13 protein-coding genes are annotated in these 16,184 nt (G+C 64.7%); 6 read left to right on the forward strand and 7 right to left on the reverse strand.

All coding sequences use genetic code 11. The features are described from left to right. Positions 1-6: 6 nt before the first annotated feature. Complete coding sequence (locus tag ACQR1I_RS12260; RefSeq protein WP_434864848.1) at positions 7-3,411, reverse strand: PAS domain S-box protein; 3,405 nt, start codon at positions 3,409-3,411, stop codon at positions 7-9. A 129-nt stretch (positions 3,412-3,540) separates the two neighbouring features. Beyond that, positions 3,541-4,308 (reverse strand): EF-hand domain-containing protein, encoded by a 768-nt coding sequence (locus ACQR1I_RS12265; protein WP_434864849.1) that lies wholly within the window; start codon positions 4,306-4,308, stop codon positions 3,541-3,543. A gap of 230 nt (positions 4,309-4,538) precedes the next feature. Between ACQR1I_RS12265 and rpe the strand changes: the two genes are divergently transcribed. The 5 genes from rpe to ACQR1I_RS12290 all read left to right on the forward strand — a co-directional run bounded on the left by rpe (position 4,539) and on the right by ACQR1I_RS12290 (position 7,591). Continuing rightward, positions 4,539-5,240 carry a ribulose-phosphate 3-epimerase gene (gene rpe / locus ACQR1I_RS12270; RefSeq protein ID WP_434864850.1) on the forward strand — a complete coding sequence of 234 codons (702 nt, stop codon included), beginning with the start codon at positions 4,539-4,541 and terminating at the stop codon, positions 5,238-5,240. A 12-nt stretch (positions 5,241-5,252) separates the two neighbouring features. Continuing rightward, positions 5,253-5,738: an ureidoglycolate lyase gene (locus ACQR1I_RS12275; protein ID WP_434864851.1), complete on the forward strand. Its 486-nt coding sequence runs from the start codon at positions 5,253-5,255 to the stop codon at positions 5,736-5,738. 45 nt (positions 5,739-5,783) lie between these two features. Further along, entirely contained in the window at positions 5,784-6,614 is an 831-nt protein-coding gene (locus ACQR1I_RS12280) for a bifunctional allantoicase/(S)-ureidoglycine aminohydrolase (RefSeq protein WP_434865130.1), read from the forward strand. A gap of 82 nt (positions 6,615-6,696) precedes the next feature. After that, the gene (locus ACQR1I_RS12285; protein WP_434864852.1) at positions 6,697-7,113 is read left to right on the forward strand and encodes a hypothetical protein; all 417 of its coding nucleotides are present in this window, start codon (positions 6,697-6,699) and stop codon (positions 7,111-7,113) included. Positions 7,114-7,120: 7 nt separating this feature from the next. Beyond that, on the forward strand, positions 7,121-7,591 hold the full coding sequence (locus ACQR1I_RS12290; RefSeq protein ID WP_434864853.1) for a hypothetical protein: 471 nt from the start codon (positions 7,121-7,123) through the stop codon (positions 7,589-7,591). A gap of 102 nt (positions 7,592-7,693) precedes the next feature. On the opposite strand, the gene ACQR1I_RS12295 is transcribed toward ACQR1I_RS12290, so the two are convergent. From ACQR1I_RS12295 to ACQR1I_RS12315, 5 genes are all read right to left on the reverse strand, one after another. Next, complete coding sequence (locus tag ACQR1I_RS12295) at positions 7,694-9,025, reverse strand: dicarboxylate/amino acid:cation symporter (RefSeq protein WP_434864854.1); 1,332 nt, start codon at positions 9,023-9,025, stop codon at positions 7,694-7,696. Positions 9,026-9,541: 516 nt separating this feature from the next. After that, complete coding sequence (locus ACQR1I_RS12300; RefSeq protein ID WP_434864855.1) at positions 9,542-10,999, reverse strand: serine/threonine protein kinase; 1,458 nt, start codon at positions 10,997-10,999, stop codon at positions 9,542-9,544. 3 nt (positions 11,000-11,002) lie between these two features. Then, positions 11,003-11,743 (reverse strand): metallophosphoesterase family protein, encoded by a 741-nt coding sequence (locus tag ACQR1I_RS12305; protein ID WP_434864856.1) that lies wholly within the window; start codon positions 11,741-11,743, stop codon positions 11,003-11,005. Between the two features lie 580 nt (positions 11,744-12,323). Next, positions 12,324-12,812 (reverse strand): hypothetical protein, encoded by a 489-nt coding sequence (locus tag ACQR1I_RS12310; RefSeq protein ID WP_434864857.1) that lies wholly within the window; start codon positions 12,810-12,812, stop codon positions 12,324-12,326. A gap of 316 nt (positions 12,813-13,128) precedes the next feature. Then, positions 13,129-14,067: a S1/P1 nuclease gene (locus ACQR1I_RS12315; protein ID WP_434864858.1), complete on the reverse strand. Its 939-nt coding sequence runs from the start codon at positions 14,065-14,067 to the stop codon at positions 13,129-13,131. Positions 14,068-14,416: 349 nt separating this feature from the next. On the opposite strand from ACQR1I_RS12315, the gene ACQR1I_RS12320 reads away from it, so the two are divergent. Beyond that, complete coding sequence (locus tag ACQR1I_RS12320) at positions 14,417-16,168, forward strand: serine hydrolase (RefSeq protein WP_434864859.1); 1,752 nt, start codon at positions 14,417-14,419, stop codon at positions 16,166-16,168. Positions 16,169-16,184 lie beyond the last annotated feature (16 nt).

The raw sequence follows: 16,184 nt of genomic DNA on the forward strand, positions 1-16,184 counted from the left end.
GAAACGTTACAGAGCGCTCTGCTTGGAATCAGAAATGACCGGGGTCTTGGCATGCTCGACCTGGAGCCATCGGTCGAGAACCCGTTTCAGTTCTGCCGGTCGGAATGGCTTGCCGACGTGATCGCTCATGCCGGCGCGTCTGAAGCTTTCGACCTGATCCACCAGAACCGCCGCGGTCATCGCAATGATCGGTAGGGTGGCATAACGCCCCCCAAGCGCCCGGATCTGTGCGGTCGCCTCGACGCCGTCGAGAACAGGCATCTGCACATCCATCAGCACGAGGTCGTAGTGCTTCTGGCGGACCGCTTCGAGAGCCTCGCTGCCGTTGGCCACGACATCGACGTGATGTCCCCACTTCTTGCCAATGATGGCCACGGCAAGCTCTTGATTGAGCGGATGGTCCTCCGCCAGCAGGATCGTCGCCCGACGGCCTTCTGCAAGCCCGCCGCTCGATTCGCCGGGGCTCGGAGCCTCCTGCTGCTGTGCGCCGAGCGGGAGAGCGACGACGAACCAGAACTCGGACCCCTCCCCCTCCTTGCTGTCGAACCCGATATTGCCGCCCATTCGCTCGACCAGCGCCTTGCAGATCGATAGACCAAGTCCCGTTCCGCCATAGCGCCGCGCGATGGTCCCATCGACTTGGCGGAATTTTTCGAAGATCAGATGCTTTGCGGCATCGGGAATTCCGATGCCCGTGTCCCGCACGCCGACCCGCAACCGTGCGATGCCGGCCTCGTCTCCCGCTCGGGCGACCGTCACGGTCACGCCGCCGCGCGAGGTGAACTTGAGCGCGTTCGACACCAGATTGAGCAGCACCTGACGCAGCCGAGCGTCGTCCCCGACAACGGACTGCGGCACGTCGGCATCGACCTGCATGACGAGATCGAGCTCCTTCGCCGCGGCTTCCGGCTTGAGCAGTTCGAGTGTGCTTTCGAGCAGAGCGCGGGGTGAGAAGCTGCGGCAATCGAGCTCGAGACGCCCGGCGTCGAGCTTGGAAATGTCGAGCACATCGTTCACGATCGACAGCAGCGTCTCGCTCGCGTCGTGGATCAGCTTCGTCCGATGCTCGTTGAGAGAATCCTTCGGGCCATCGCTCTCGAGAATCAACTGCGAGAAACCGATGATGCTGTTCAACGGTGTCCGCAACTCGTGACTCATCGCAGCGAGGAACTCGCCCTTGGTCCGCGCCGCAAGCTCCGCGGCCTGCTTCGCTGCCTGCAACTCGGCCTCGATGGCCTTCCGTTCCGAGATGTCGCGCAACGCGCCGAGAATGCCGTTGATGACACCTGTCCCAGGTTCGCGCAGCACCTGCAAGGCGGTCTCCACCCACAGCCAACGACCGTCCCGATGACGGATGCGGTACACGATCGAGCCGTGCTCGGACGCGCCCGCTAACAGTGATCGATAGGCCTGAGCGACGTGTTCGACATCATCCGGGTGGAACCGCCCTTCCGGCACCTGGCCCGTGAGCTCGGAGGCTTCGTAGCCGAGGATCCGCCGCGATGTCGGCGAGACGTAGCGAGGGACCAGATCGCGGTCGAGCTGGAAGATCATGTCGGCGCTGTTGTCGGCCAGAAGCCGGTAGCGCGACTCGCTCGCCTCGAGTCGCTGCTCGGCCTCCCATAGCGGCGTGACGTCGGTAATCAGGGCGAAGAAGCCCAGGACCTCGCCACTCTCGTCGAACTGCGGAACATAGTTGGCCCAGACGTGATTGAAGGTCCCATCCGACCTGGTCACGTCGCGCTCGAAATTCTTCGCGACGCCGGCCAGGGCCGCCCTGACGAACGGCTCGTTCTGCGCAAAGAGCTCCTCGCCGAGCACCGACATCATGGTCTGGCCGGCGACCGACTCCATGGTTCGGCCATACCAGTCGAGATAGGCCTTGTTGGCAAACCCGCAACGCAGCTGATTGTCCCAGTAGGCGATGCGGCTCGGGATCGCATTGATGATGGTCTTGAGCTCGGCCGTCCTGGCGATCACCTGCTGCTCGAGCGACTCGTTGAGGATCGTCACCTCGCGCTGTGCCTCGATATAGGCCGTCATGTCGCGGGCCGACGTGCCGATGCCGACGACCTCTCCATTTTCTGACCGGATCGGCGACAAGTTGACGAGCATATCGAGGGTCTGCCAGTCCTTCGACCGGCGCTGCGTCATCAACCTCACCGGCGATCTGCTTTCAAGCAGGCGGACGACGGCGTCGTCGAGTTCCTCGACGAGATCTTCGGGAACGATGAGCTCCGACAGGCGTCGCCCCAACGCTTCGGAGGCGGGGTAATGGAAGAGCTTCTCGGCTGCCGGATTCCAGTCCGTGACTTCACCGGTCAATGTCGTGGCAATGATGGCTTCGCTGGACTCGGCAACGATCGACGCAAGCCGCGATCTCTCGAGCCACGCGCGCTGCCTCCGGCTGAGTGACGACAGATGGAGACCTATCAGCCACGTCGCGAGCGATCCCATGACGAGAACGGTGAGGGCGGACGTGATCGGATGAACGAAGTTGAGCTGCGCGACAAACGGCGGGAGAGCGCGGACGTTGACTTCCCAGTTCCGTCCATAGATGCTCAACGGCAGGCTTCGATGCAGGCCTTCGTCTTCTGATGCCGGTCCCGAATAGAATGTCGCGGATTTGCCGTCTGTCTCGTCCGACATCGACAGCGCGAACTCGCCCGTCAGAATTCGAGAGTTCGTAATGATTTCGTCGATTACGAGAGGCGCATAGGTCCAGCCGATCGCGGCGGCGCGCCGCTGCTCGGCCGTATCGACCGGCTGTCCAAATCGGTAGATCGGAAGCAAGAACAGAAAGCCGCTACCTGCCTTGCCCGACGCCTGAACCAATGTGATCGGCGCCGTCAGTCTGGCCCCGCCGCTATCGATCGCGGCCAACGCCGCCGTCCTCCTGGTCGGTTCGGACGCGATATCGAGACCGACGGCCTGCGCATTGCGCGCTTCCGGCGCGATATGTTCAATGACGAATCGTGGGCCATGGTTGGCGCTGAGTTCGCGGATCTTGAAATCGGCGCGCCCATCCGCCCTGACCTCCGCCACGAACTGCTCCACCATATCGGATGGGACAATCCGGATGAAACCGTAACCGCGCGCTCCCGGAAACTCGGCGTCCACATCGCGCTGCGAAGAGTATTTCTGGAAGATCTCCTGCCGGGGCAGCCCGCCACTCGCGACCACCAAGCCCCGGAGGCCACGCAATCCATATTCGTATAGCTGAAGTCGGTTCGACAGTTGATCGACAACGCGCGCGCTCAGTTCGTCGAAGCGCGTCGAGATGACGGCCTGGTTGCGAGCTTGGTGCAGAAAGAACACGCCCACGCTGGCAAGGACGGTCAGCCCGATCCCGCACGCGACTGCGAGCCCGACGTTCCTGGCGGCACCATTCCACACGGCGTCGTTTGTCATCGTTTCCGCAGCGATGGCGCCCTCCCTGGGCGCGTCTCCGAAGAGAGATATCGCGGCAGGTTCGGCGTTGGCCCGTGACCAGCGGCCTAATTTTCACGCCGGTAGAACTACGGGCCAGGCCCGCGGATGTCAGGCGGTAACCGCCGTCGTAGGCGTCGATGCCGTCGATGAGGCCTTGTCTCCGTGGTGGATCAGCTTCTCGATCAGATTGTAGGACGACGTCGCGGCATTGGAGCCCGTCGTGGCTGCTGGCGTCGTCAGCATCATCTTCGAGCCGTCGGCATAGGTGATGGTCGTCGTCGTCGAGCCGTCGCTGTTGGTGGACGAGGAGCTCGATGCGCCCGACAGCGCCTGCATCAGCGCATCGGCGCCTGCGCCCGTCGAACTGCCCGAGCCGCCGGATGCGCCGGCCTCGTGGTGATGGTGGCCGCGACGGCCACGCGCGCCCTGCAGCGCCGAGGTCAGCTCGTCCATGCCGACATTGCCGTCGCTGTTCTTGTCGAGCTTGCCGAACACCTTGTCCGCATTGGCGAGGTTGGTACCGCCGGCGCCGAGCGCGGTCTCGAATTCCGACTTGGTGATCTTGCCGTCGCCATCGCCGTCGATCTGCGAGAACAGATCCTGCAGCGGATTGCTCGACGCGCTCGCGCTCGACGACGTGCCGGACTGGCTCTGGGCCGCGAGCAGCGCGCGCATCGTGTCCGGCGCGATCTGCCCGGTCCCGCCCTGTCCAGAGCTGGACCACGGGCTGAAAGTGCCGGCCCCGCTGGAGCCGGTGCTGTCCAGACTGAACGGGCTGCCGCCGGACTGGCCCGATTTCCCGGAACCGGACTTGGTCGAGCCGATCGACTGCAGACTTTCCAGGACCGACGAGGCGGCCCCCAGTGCGAACCACATGGCGAAACTCCGACGAGGCCGCGGCGAACGGCAGCGAAACCAAAGCCGCTATAGGCATCGCAATCCCCGTGCCAGCGCCAAATCGCTGATATGTCCGGATATTTCGCAATGTTGCGATGGTCAGAGCCCGGCAGATCATGCCGCGGCCGGCAGATTTTTCCCGCTCGCGTTGCCGCAGCCGCCCCCGCATGATACGGCGACAATTCCCGATCGCACTGGAACACCTGCCCATGACCCAGTCCTTCACGCCGCGTCCGCTCGTCATCGCGCCATCGATCCTGGCGTCGGATTTCTCCAAGCTGGGCGAGGAGGTGCGCGCGGTCGATGCTGCCGGCGCCGACTGGATCCATCTTGACGTGATGGACGGCCATTTCGTGCCGAACATTTCCTACGGTCCCGACGTGATCAAGGCGCTGCGCCCGCACACCACCAAGATCTTCGACGCGCATCTGATGATCACGCCGTGCGATCCCTATCTCGAAGCCTTCGCCAAGGCCGGCTGCGACCACATCACGGTGCATGCCGAGGCAGGTCCCCATCTGCATCGCTCGCTGCAGGCAATCCGCGCGCTCGGCAAGAAGGCCGGCGTCTCGCTCAACCCGTCGACCCCGCTCAACGTCATCGAATACGTGCTCGACCTCGTCGACCTCGTGCTGATCATGTCGGTCAACCCCGGCTTCGGCGGCCAGGCCTTCATTCCCTCGGCGATCGGCAAGATCCAGGATCTGCGCGCGATGACCGCGGGCCGCCCAATCGACATCGAGGTCGATGGCGGCGTCGGCCGCGACAATGCCGGCGCGCTCGCCGCCGCCGGCGCCAATGCACTCGTCGCCGGCTCGGCCGTGTTCAAGGGCGGCACCACCGAGGCCTATCGCAGCAACATCGCAGCGATCCGCGATGCCGCCGCATCGGCGCGCGGCGAAGCGATCTGAGCGCGCGGGACGATGCAGACGCTGACACCGCAGCCGCTGACCAAGGCCGCCTTCGCTGCTTTCGGCGACGTCGTCGAGACCGACGGCGCCGCTCCGATCGAGATCAACCAGGGCTTTGCCCGCCGCTGCAACGGGCTTGCCGCCATCGACGTGGCGTCGGGCGGCGCGGCCGTGAACATCAGCCTGTTCGAGGCCAAGCCGCGGCCTTTGCCGATCGAGATCAGGCTGATGGAGCGGCATCCGCTCGGCACCCAGCTGTTCATGCCGCTGCAGGACCGTCCCTGGCTGGTGCTGGTGTGCCATGATCCGCGCGATGCCGCGAGCTACCGCGCCTTCACCGCCAGCGGCCGCCAGGGCGTGAACTACGCGCGCAACGTCTGGCACCATCCGCTGCTGGTGTTCGACGAGGCCTCGCGCTTCATGGTGGTCGATCGCATGACCGCCGACAATCTCGAGGAGCTGTGGCTCGACCAGCCGCTGTTTTTGAGCATCCCCTGAACGATGGCGCGCGAACTCGACGATCCGCGCGCAGGAGAGACGACGATGGACAAGCCGAACTACTTCGTGCCGCATGGCGGCCACCCGCCGCAGACCGAGTTGCTGACCGGGCGCGCCGTGTTCACCGAGGCCTATGCCGTCATCCCCAAGGGTGTGATGCGCGACATCGTCACGTCCCCACTGCCGTTCTGGGACAAGACGCGGACCTGGGTGATCGCGCGTCCGCTCTCCGGCTTCTCGGAGACGTTCTCGCAATACATTGTCGAGGTCTCGCCGGGCGGCGGCAGCACCCAGCCGGAGCCTGATCCCGAAGCCGAGGGCGTGCTGTTCGTCGTCGGCGGCGAGATCGCGCTGACCATCGCCGGCACCGTGCATCGCCTGGCCAAGGGCGGCTACGCTTTCCTGCCGCCATCCTGCAAATGGACGCTCAAGAACGACAGCGCGGCACCCGCAACCTTCCACTGGATCCGCAAGGCCTATGAGGCGGTCCCCGGCATTCCCCTGCCCGAGGCCTTCGTCACCAACGAGGCGACGATCGCGCCGGTCGGGATGCCCGGCACCGAGGGCCGCTGGGCGACCACCCGCTTCGTCGATCCGCTCGACGTCCGCCACGACATGCACGTCAACATCGTCACCTTCGAGCCGGGCGCGGTCATCCCGTTCCTGGAGACGCATGTCATGGAGCACGGCCTCTACGTGCTCGAAGGCAAGGCGGTCTACAAGCTCAACCGCGACTGGGTCGAGGTCGAGGCCGGCGACTTCATGTGGCTGCGCGCCTTCTGCCCGCAAGCCTGCTACGCCGGTGGCCCCGGCCGCTTCCGCTATCTGCTCTACAAGGACTCGAACCGGCATATGAAGCTGCGGCCGTTCCGGTGAGGTGAGCGGGCGCTGCAGTGTCGGCGCATTTGCAGCGCGACTGGCAGGTTGGATTACGTCATCGAGTGTAGAGAGATTCGAGATGCTGACCGCTTTGGAGCAACGTCTCGTCAAGCTTCGGGGAACCCAGGTCGATGTCTCCGCTGAAGATGTCCCTGATGAAAACGGAACAGCGGCCGTCGGCTTGAGGTTTTCAGACGGCACCATCCTGAAGGCCTTCTATTGGCGTCTCATCCAACACGGCCGCGCTGTGCTGTCGAGCTTCGACCATCGACAGCAATATGGTCTCCCGGCCCCCATCGATGCGACGCAGGAAATGTCGAGGCTCCTCCATGGGACATCGTGCAGCGATGCCCGGTTCGACAGGGAGACGGCTGATCTGATCCTGCTCTTCGGCAACTCTCTCAAGCTGCAGATCTTCAACTTCACCGCCTACGAGATCTGGCAGATCCACTTTCCAGATGGCTCCGTAGAATACTCGAACTACGCTCTCGGTTGATACGCCCATGGCTCAAGCCCGCATCTCGATGTCACCCGCATTCAAGATCGTCGCAGTCATCTATCTCATTGGTGTGATCACCTGCGGTGCCTTGGGTGTCCACGGCACCTATGTCACCGGCGGCTTTCAGCGTGAACATTCGGCGAGCGATATATTGCTCCATGTCATGCTCGATGGAACGATTGTCGCGATCTGGCCGGCCTTCATCGTTCTTCTGATCATGGGGAGTCTCGGCGCCCTGCACGCCCACTGGGAACTCTCCTTTTTCAAGATCGGTTTGCTCGTGCTGCTATTCGTGGCGATGGCCATCGGCACATGGGCGGTCACCCATGTGCGTTCCCCCACAAAATACGCGGGGCATGCCGAGCTGAGGAATCGCCTGGCTCCGCTGATCGGCTCCGAGCTGGTCGAGCTCAAGATGTTGGTTCTCGCCCTTTTGATCGGGATCGGCTTGATGCTGAGCCTGACCCTGCTCTGATGGCCGAGGCCGCATGAGCGGAGTGGCAGTCGAGAATACTCGTCTTGCCTGCGCTTCGCTCATGCGGGCGACATGACTCCTGTATTTTCCGACACTCGCCGCTCACGCCCCCTGATACTCCACCTCGTCCGCCGTGCCGCGGTCGAGCACCGTCTTGGCCTTGGCCAGATCGAGGTCGTTCTCCCAGGCCGCCACCACGACGGTGGCGACGCAGTTGCCGATCAGGTTGCCGACGGCCCGCGCGATGCCGACGAACCAGTCGACCGACAGCACGAGCACGAGGCCGATGGCGGGGATCGCCGGCACGGCGCCGAGCGTCGCGGCGAGGATGACGATCGCCGAACCCGGCACGCCATGGGCACCCTTCGACGTCACCAGGGACACGCCGAGCACCAGCAGCAGGTCGCTCACCGACAGCGGCGTGTTGGTGGCCTGGGCGATGAACACCACGGCAAGCGTCAGGTAGATCGAGAACGCATCGAGGTTGAAGGAGTAGCCGGTCGGGATGACCAAGCCCACGACCTCCTGCTTGACGCCCATCGCCTCGAGCTTGCGCATGATCTGCGGCAGCACGGAATCCGATGATGCCGTCGCCAACACGATCAACAGCTCCTCCTTCAGGTAGCGCAAGAACTTGAACAGGCTGAGACCGGCGAGCCGCATCACGAGGCCGAGCGCGATGACGACGAACAGCGCCACCGAGACGTAGAACAGCACGACCAGCGCGAGCAGCTGCTTGAGTGAGCCGATGCCGTATTTGCCGACGGTGAAGCCGATCGCGCCGAGCACGCCGAGCGGCGCCACGCGCACGATCAGGCCCATCGCCTTGAACAGCACCTTCGCCACGGAATCGATCAGGTTGACCACCGGCTTGCCGGGCTCGCCGACCAGCGCCAGGCTGACGCCGAAGATCACGGCGAAGAACAGCACCTGCAGCACGTCGTTGCGGGCGAAGGCATCGAATGCGGTCGGCGGAATGATGTTGAGGATGAAGCCGCCGAGGCCGCCGCCCTGCAGCTTGTGGGCGTTGTCGGCGAAGGTTGCGAGCTGCTTGGCATCGAGCTTGGAGACGTCGATGTTCATGCCGTGGCCGGGCCCGAAGATCAACGCCAGCACCAGGCCGAAGGCCAGCGCGATCGTGGTCATGCCCTCGAAATAGAACAGCGACTTGACGCCGACGCGGCCGACCTTCTTGAGGTCGCCGGCGCTGGCGATGCCGTGCACGACGACACAGAACACGATCGGGGCAACGACCATCGCGATCAGGCGCAGGAAGGCATCGCTGAAGAATTTCAGGCCCTGGGCGGTCTCCGGCGCGACGACGCCGATCAGGATGCCGATCGCGAGCGCCGCCACGACCTGAAAGAACAGCGAGCCGAACAGGCTGCCCTTCGGCGATGCCGTCCCCGCCACGCTCACATCCGTTGCCGCCATCGAAGTCCCCCTCGTCAAACCAGACCAGCGCGCCCCACGCGCGACACAATGTCACTCTGGCGGCCGTGAGTTTGAAAGGCAATGGCAGCTGCGCTCGAATTTGAGGCTGTGGATGCCGCTTCGAAGGTCAGGGTTGGAAGGTGACGGTTGGCGGTCATCAGCTGCAGCGATCGAATTTGATCTCCTACTTGTTGGCTTGCGACAATATCGCAGCGCGCACGGCGCACCTCGCCCCGCCAGGGCGAAGCGAAGCTTCGCTAGGGCGGGGAGAGGTTCGGATTGCATCGAAGATGCAATCCGGGTGAGGGGGTACAGGTCCAACCACAAACACTCCCGGCGCGTTTGCCCCTACTGATACCGCCCGTGCGGCTGCCCCTCACCCCAACCCTCTCCCCGTAAGAACGGGGCGAGGGAGCGCACCGCCCTCGTTGCAGGAGCTCGGCTCCGACGTTCAGTTGATGTGCCCCCAACTCACAACTCAGTAAAATGGATGAGCACGCGCCGCCATCCGTCCCCTCATCCCCCCGACACCACCTTCGCCGGCGTATCGTCGTCCTCGTCCTCCGCCTCGCGCGCGGCGGCGCGGGTGCGCACGACGGTCACGGTGCAGCCAGCTTCCGCGGCCACCTTCGCCGAGACGCTGCCGAGCAGCGAGCGCAGCACGGAGTCGCGTCTCGCGCCGATGATGATGTGGTCGACCTGGTTGACCTCGGCGAACTCGATGATCGACGCCGCCGGGTCGACGGCTTCGAGCACGTGCACCGTCAGCCGGCTGGCGTCGAGCTTCAGCGGGGTCGCCCAGTGCTTCAGCGCGACCATGCGGTCGATGTGCTTGTTGTTGCCCTCCTCGTCCAGCGTGCGGTCGATGGTCAGGCGGCCGAGCTTGAGCACGTTGACGCAGGCGAGCCGCGCCGACGGCAGCGTCGCGAGAATGCGCTCGGCGGTGACGCGCAGCGCGCCGTTGAGCTCCTCGCCGCCTTCCGAGGTGTCGATCGCGACCGCCACGATCGGGCTCGATGCGATCTGCAACGCGACGTCGGACGGCTTCGTTTCCGGCTGCACCAGGCCGCGATTGAAACGGCGCCGCCACACGGTCGTGATCGGATCGCGCTTGAGCTTCTCCGCGCGCGCCGTCAGCTTGACCTGATCGGGGTTGCCGAGATCAAACGCGAGCTGCGCCGCGGTCGGATAGCGCCACACCGGCTCGATCTCGAGGCAACGCAGCACGATCTCCTGCAGCCACGGCGGATAGTCCGGCTTCAGCTGCCGCGGCGGATAGGGATCGCGCCAGAGACGCCGGCGCATGCCGCGCAGCGTCTCGGTCTCGCCGAACGGCCGCACGCCCGTGGTGAAGAAATACAAGAGCACGCCGAGCGAGAAGATGTCGCTGCGCGGATCGCTGCGCGTGCCCATCATGCGCTCCGGCGCCATGTAGGGCGCGGTGCCGTAAGGCAGGCGGAATTCCTCCTGCAGCAGATCCGGCAGGTGCTTGTGGCACGACAGGCCGTAGTCGATCAGCACCGCCTCCCCGGTCGAGCGGAACATGATGCTCGACGGCTTGATGTCGTGATGGATGACGTGCTGCCGGTGCAGATCGGCCAGCGCGGTCGCGATCTTCGCCACCAGCCCCCTCGCCTCCTCATATGACAAAGGCAGCTCGGGCAGCCGCTTGTACAGCGTCTCCCCCGGGAGCTGCTCGATCACGACATAGGCCTGGGTGGTGAAGTCACCGGTCGCGAAGCATGCCGGCACGTGCGGTCCCGACAGCTTCGGCAGGATCATCTGCTCCATCTCGAAGCTGACGATCGCCGCGGGGTCCTCGCCCTCGGAGACGCGCGGCACCTTCATCAGGATGGGACGGTCGATGTCGGGACGGGTGACGCTCCACAACGTCGCCATCCCGCCGGAATGCAGGCATTCGCCGACCGTGAAACCGTCGATGACGGCGCCCGGCTGAAGCTTTGGTCTTGGCATGCTCTAACGTCCCATAGAGAGCCGCTGCGCCAGCCAGGGCGGCAGGCCATTGTCGCGGATGCGCTGCGCCGCCGTCTCGATATCGTAGGGCACGCGGCAATAGGTCAGCTCGCGCGTCTTCGTGTCGAAGGTCACGAAGGACGCGGCCGGATCGCCGTCGCGCGGCTGGCCGACCGAGCCGACCACGGCGAGCCATTGCCGGCCGCGCAGCAGCTGAACCGGCATGTTGGCGGTCGGGGTGAAACTCGTCATCTTGGCGGTGGCGGACATCGAGTACAGCGCCGGACGGTGGATGTGGCCGCAGAACGTCACAGCCGCCTCGGTCGCGATCATGCTGCGCGCGGCATCGGCCGACGATTGCACGTAGCGCCAGCGCGGCGGGCTCGACGCCTCGGAATGGACGAACAGCCGGTCATCATCGCCGACGCTCATCGGCAGCTCGGCAAGAAAGCGCCGCTGCTCGGCGCTGAGCCGGCCCCGCGTCCATTCCATCGCCGCCTGCGCTTCGGCATTCATGGTCTCACTCGCGGTCGAGACCGCATTGTCGTGATTCCCGCGCACCGCCAGCCCGCCCTCGGCGACGATCTTCATCACCGTGTCGACCGACCATTCCGGATCGGCGCCATAGCCGACGATATCGCCCAGGCAAATGAGGCGCTCGGCGCCGCGCGCGCGAGCCGCCTCCAGACAGGCCGCAAAGGCCTGCCGATTGGCATGGATATCGGTGAAAATCGCCAGCAGCACGCGCATCCTCCCGGTTGCACCGTACAAGTGGGCGTCGCACGGCCTTTGAGCAACATCAAACCGGGCGCGCCTGAGCAAGAGGTTTTTGCCGCGCCGCTTCGCGCGCGGCACGACCTCTCGTTCTCGCGGCGGATCACGCCCGAGCTTTGCGTCGTTCCGCCCCGTCGACAAGCGAGAGGGCGCGGGGAATGCCGGGTGAAGGCCTCACCCATGGCCCGCCTGCAGAAAAGAAAGCAGGCGGCAGTCACCACAGGTTCAGCCGAACATCCGGCATTCCCCGCGCGACGGTTTTAACGCTTATATCGTGCTCTCCCCGGGGACCGGCTTGTTGACCCCGTCATCGACGCAACGCACGAGCGCTGGCATCGACTTGACCTCGGCACCGGGAGGCCAGGACCACACGACTTCACGTCCGCAGGCCAGACGTTCGTCTCACGCCAGCCCAGCGTCCATCGCATCCCCGCCCCACGTATCGTGACGATCGCGCGCTACGTCCCTCTGCATCGGAACGGGATGGCGGGATCTAAGCATGATTTCTGAAAAAAGGAAATAGAAATTTTCGCGTCGGTGCGTTTTCACGTTATCGTCGGCGGTTCACGAGCCACAGCGCGCCCGAGGACCCCGCGATCGTGACGATCATCATGAGGGCGAGCGCGGCAGACATCACGCCGCCTCCCGCGGCCGCCAGCGAGCTGCTGCCATCGCCTGTAAGCTTCAGGAGCGGAATGGCGACGAGCGGACCAGCGAGCTGGGCGGCCAGGAAGGCGCCGAGCAGCGAAACGACGATGTTCACGATCCAGCCGAGCACACCGCGCTGCTTCGTCCAGGCCTCGTGGACGGCAATGGCCAGAACCGCGACGAACGTGGCCGCGGCGATCACCAGGCCTCCGCCGACGGCGTCGGTCGGGACCGCACCGATCAGTTGCAGGCCCACGATGCCGATGATGGCAATCAGCACGATGATGTATGGCATGAGATTTGGCTCTGTTGCTGTGCCGGAGGCTCCGAATACCACTGGCAACCTCGCCTCCTCTCGCGATGAGTTGCTGTCGACCGTTGTCAGGTTCATCGCCTCATAGCCGCAGGGCGATCGCATATGGTTTTCCGACGCGGGATTTCCGTGGCCTCATGGTTCGAGACGCGTCAAGAGCGACGCTCCTCACCATGAGGGGCTGGCACCGAATACGGTGTTGCACATCGATCATGAACACGCCGAGCGGGGCGTTCATGGCGAGGATCAACAGCTTTGCCGCGGAGAAAAGCCCTCATCCTGAGGAGCCCGCCGAAGGCGGGCGTCTCGAAGGATGGCCGAGGAAAGACTGCGCGCGCAGCCTGTTGCGGTGAATTCGGATATCGCGGTGCTCAACCGGGCTACACGCGCTGCTCTAATGCAACACGACCTCCAGCAGGTTGGCGAGCCGCGCGGCGGCGAGTGGGGCCTGCTTACGGGCGAGGTCGCGAGCGTTGGTCTCGTAGTCGCGCGTGAGTTCGACCGGCTGCTTGTCGGTCCGAACAGGCGCGGCGTAGGCGACGCTCTTGGCCAGTTCGAAGCTCTCCTGCGCCCAGGTCGCGGGATCGATGATCTGCGCCTTGCCGGCATCGGCGACGATGGAGGACAGGCCGCCGCGCTGATCGGCATCGAAGATGGCGCCGAACACCGTGGAATAACCGCCGAAGATGCCGTCCCAATAGGCGTGCAGATTCTGCGTCTCGCCATTGGCGGCGACGACCTGCAGCTCGTTGCCGCCGCGGTCTCCGCCCTTGTCGGGCAGCGCGGCCGAGTAGCGCGCGATGGCGTGCAGCGGCTGGTGCAGATCGCCGACCAGGTGGATCGCCCAGCTCAGGCTGTACGAGCGCAGCGGCTCCGAGGCGTCGGTGCTCGCCGGCAGCTTTGCGATCATCAGCTTGAGCTGCGATACCGCGTCGACCGGATCCGGGCGCGGCAGCGGCGTGTCGTCGGCCGCGATCAGCGAATCCTTGTAGTGCCAATGGGTGTGCTTGAGATGACCGTACGGCACGAGCTGCTTGGCGGTCGAGTCCGTCACCTGATCGTCGTAATAGTCCGTCTTCATCTTGATGTCGTCGGGCCAGGTCGCGGCATGCACGAAGGCGTAGAGCTTCTCCTGGCCCTGCGGCGCGCCAGCGATCCAGCTGGCATAGTCGGGATTGAGCTTGAGCAGCGCATCGGCGCGGTCGCGCGCCGCGGGAGAGAGCTTCTTGTAGGCCACATAGGCAATCTGCATGTGGCCCTCGTCCCACCAGGCGAGCGCCTGTCCTGCTGGCCACACCACGGCAACGGTCAAAGCAATCGTCAGCCTGCGCATCGCAATGCCCTCCTTGAAATGTCGTCCATGCAAGCACCAATCGAACCGTGATGATGTGCAACCTATCGCGGAGGAGAGCAGTTGGCAATTTCGTCCGCCGTGAGACGTCCACGCGGCTCAATCGCGTGCTGCTTCATCGTCGGGCCGAGCATGCGCGACACGGCGCGGAGCAAAGATGCTCTCGTCTCTTCGGTTGCTTCGTCGCGTTCATGATGTTACACAACGTAACATTGCGATCGGCATAGGCTGGTCGTCTCGCGACGCTAACACTTCGATCACCTCACGTTGCTCATTCAACCCTGCGACACACCGCCAGATGCGGCGTCGCATGGTCCCATGCGAGAAACAGATGAACATCCCCGTCGTGCCATCGGATCTGGCTGCCGTTACGCCCGGCCTCGACGCACTCGCTGCCGAAGCGATGCAGGAATGGCAGGTCCCCGCCGTCGCCATCGCGATCGTCCAGAATGGCGAGACCGCGCTGCTCAAGGCGTATGGTCAACGCGACGTCGAAGCCGGATTGCCGACGACTCCGCAAACCCAATTCACTATTTGCTCGATCACCAAGACCTTCACCGCCACGGGCCTTGCGATGCTGGTGGCCGATGGCCGGCTCGACTGGAGCAAGCCGGTTCGCGACTACGTGCCGGAATTCCGCCTGCACGACCCGATCGCAACGGACCGTGTGACCGTGCGTGACCTGTTGTCCCATCACAGCGGCCTGCCCCGACACGACTGGATCTGGATGCCGGGCGGGCTGTCGCAGACGGAGATGCTGGCCGCCATGCGCCACATCGAGCCGAGCCGGGACATTCGCACCAGCTGGCAATACAGCAATCTCGGCTACTTCGTCGCCGGCCTGGTCGCCGAACGGGTCAGCGGTCAGCGCTGGGAGGACTTCATCCGCAGCCGGATCACCGATCCGCTGCAGATGGCGATGACGACGACCGTCGCCGATCTGGCGAAGGCGGAAGACGCGGCCGCGCCCTACATCGTCCATCGCAACGAGCGGCAGCGAACGAAACTCTGGCCGCTTCATGCGGCAGCCGCCGGCGGCATCAACACGTCGGTGACGGCGATCGCCAATTGGATGAGGTTCCTGCTCGCCGAAGGCGAGTTCGAAGGCCGGCGGCTGCTCCCCGCAGCCCTGGTCCACGAGATGCAGGCACCGCGCGTGCTGTCGTCCGGCCCGGATCGTGAGTTCGGCCATTTCCATTATGGGCTGGGCTTCACCTCGACGTCCTATCGCGGCGAGCGGGTCGTCGGGCATTCCGGCGGCTGGCTCGGCTGGAGCACGCTGATGCGGATGATCCCCGACAAGAAATTCGGGGTGGCCGTATTCTGCAATGTCTCGGGGGCGCCTGTTCCCGCCATCCTGATCAACTACGTGACCGACCGCCTCGTCGTGGGCCAGGAGCCGGTGCCGTGGCTCGAACGGTTGCGTGATCTCCGCCGCAAGGCATTGGCGCAGGCCGAGACCGACGAGCAGACCCGCACGGCCGCGCGGAAGCCCAACGCTCCGCCGGCGCATCCGCTATCGGACTACGCCGGCAGCTACCAGCATCCCGGCTACGGACGGATCACCATCACGGTGGCGGATGACGGCCTCGACTGGGCTTACCGCAGCTTCGCAGGGCCACTCGCGCATCGCCACTACGAGACCTTCGAGACGCCACTGCTGCCGTATGACCTCAATCCCGACCGTCTCGCGCTCTCGTTCCACACCGATCGTGACGGCAATGTCGCCAGCCTCTCCGCGCAGCTCGACCCGTTGGTCGCGGACATCGTGTTTCAGCGCACTCCCGGTGGCGACTGCATGGAAGCGGACTTCCGCGCGTCCTGTGCTGGCGCTTGGCGGCACGGCGCGACGACGCATTTGATCACGCTTCAGGACGACGGCGAACTGACGCTGAAATCGGACTATCAGCCGCTGTATCGCCTGCGGCCCTACCAAGGCGGCATCTTCAGCATCGTCGAGCTCGAAGGTTTCCGCGTCGAGTTTCGACGCAATGCTGCCGGCGAGATCGACACGCTGGTCTTTCATCAACCCAACGGCACGTTCGTTGCCCACCGGATTGCAGCCGAGACCACGTCGAACTGACGACAGCCCCGCCCGC

Source organism: Bradyrhizobium sp. HKCCYLS2038, assembly GCF_051167655.1.
GTDB lineage: Bacteria > Pseudomonadota > Alphaproteobacteria > Rhizobiales > Xanthobacteraceae > Bradyrhizobium.

What these genes read in the sequence shown, in the direction of transcription:
- ACQR1I_RS12315 (WP_434864858.1), bottom strand. Translation starts at nt 14,067, where the DNA reads ATGCGCAGGCTGACGATTGCTTTGACCGTTGCCGTGGTGTGGCCAGCA.
- ACQR1I_RS12280 (WP_434865130.1), top strand. Translation starts at nt 5,784, where the DNA reads ATGGACAAGCCGAACTACTTCGTGCCGCATGGCGGCCACCCGCCGCAG.
- ACQR1I_RS12300 (WP_434864855.1), bottom strand. Translation starts at nt 10,999, where the DNA reads ATGCCAAGACCAAAGCTTCAGCCGGGCGCCGTCATCGACGGTTTCACG.
- ACQR1I_RS12275 (WP_434864851.1), top strand. Translation starts at nt 5,253, where the DNA reads ATGCAGACGCTGACACCGCAGCCGCTGACCAAGGCCGCCTTCGCTGCT.
- ACQR1I_RS12260 (WP_434864848.1), bottom strand. Translation starts at nt 3,411, where the DNA reads ATGACAAACGACGCCGTGTGGAATGGTGCCGCCAGGAACGTCGGGCTC.
- ACQR1I_RS12320 (WP_434864859.1), top strand. Translation starts at nt 14,417, where the DNA reads ATGAACATCCCCGTCGTGCCATCGGATCTGGCTGCCGTTACGCCCGGC.
- ACQR1I_RS12285 (WP_434864852.1), top strand. Translation starts at nt 6,697, where the DNA reads ATGCTGACCGCTTTGGAGCAACGTCTCGTCAAGCTTCGGGGAACCCAG.
- ACQR1I_RS12290 (WP_434864853.1), top strand. Translation starts at nt 7,121, where the DNA reads ATGGCTCAAGCCCGCATCTCGATGTCACCCGCATTCAAGATCGTCGCA.
- ACQR1I_RS12295 (WP_434864854.1), bottom strand. Translation starts at nt 9,025, where the DNA reads ATGGCGGCAACGGATGTGAGCGTGGCGGGGACGGCATCGCCGAAGGGC.
- ACQR1I_RS12265 (WP_434864849.1), bottom strand. Translation starts at nt 4,308, where the DNA reads ATGTGGTTCGCACTGGGGGCCGCCTCGTCGGTCCTGGAAAGTCTGCAG.
- rpe (WP_434864850.1), top strand. Translation starts at nt 4,539, where the DNA reads ATGACCCAGTCCTTCACGCCGCGTCCGCTCGTCATCGCGCCATCGATC.
- ACQR1I_RS12310 (WP_434864857.1), bottom strand. Translation starts at nt 12,812, where the DNA reads ATGAACCTGACAACGGTCGACAGCAACTCATCGCGAGAGGAGGCGAGG.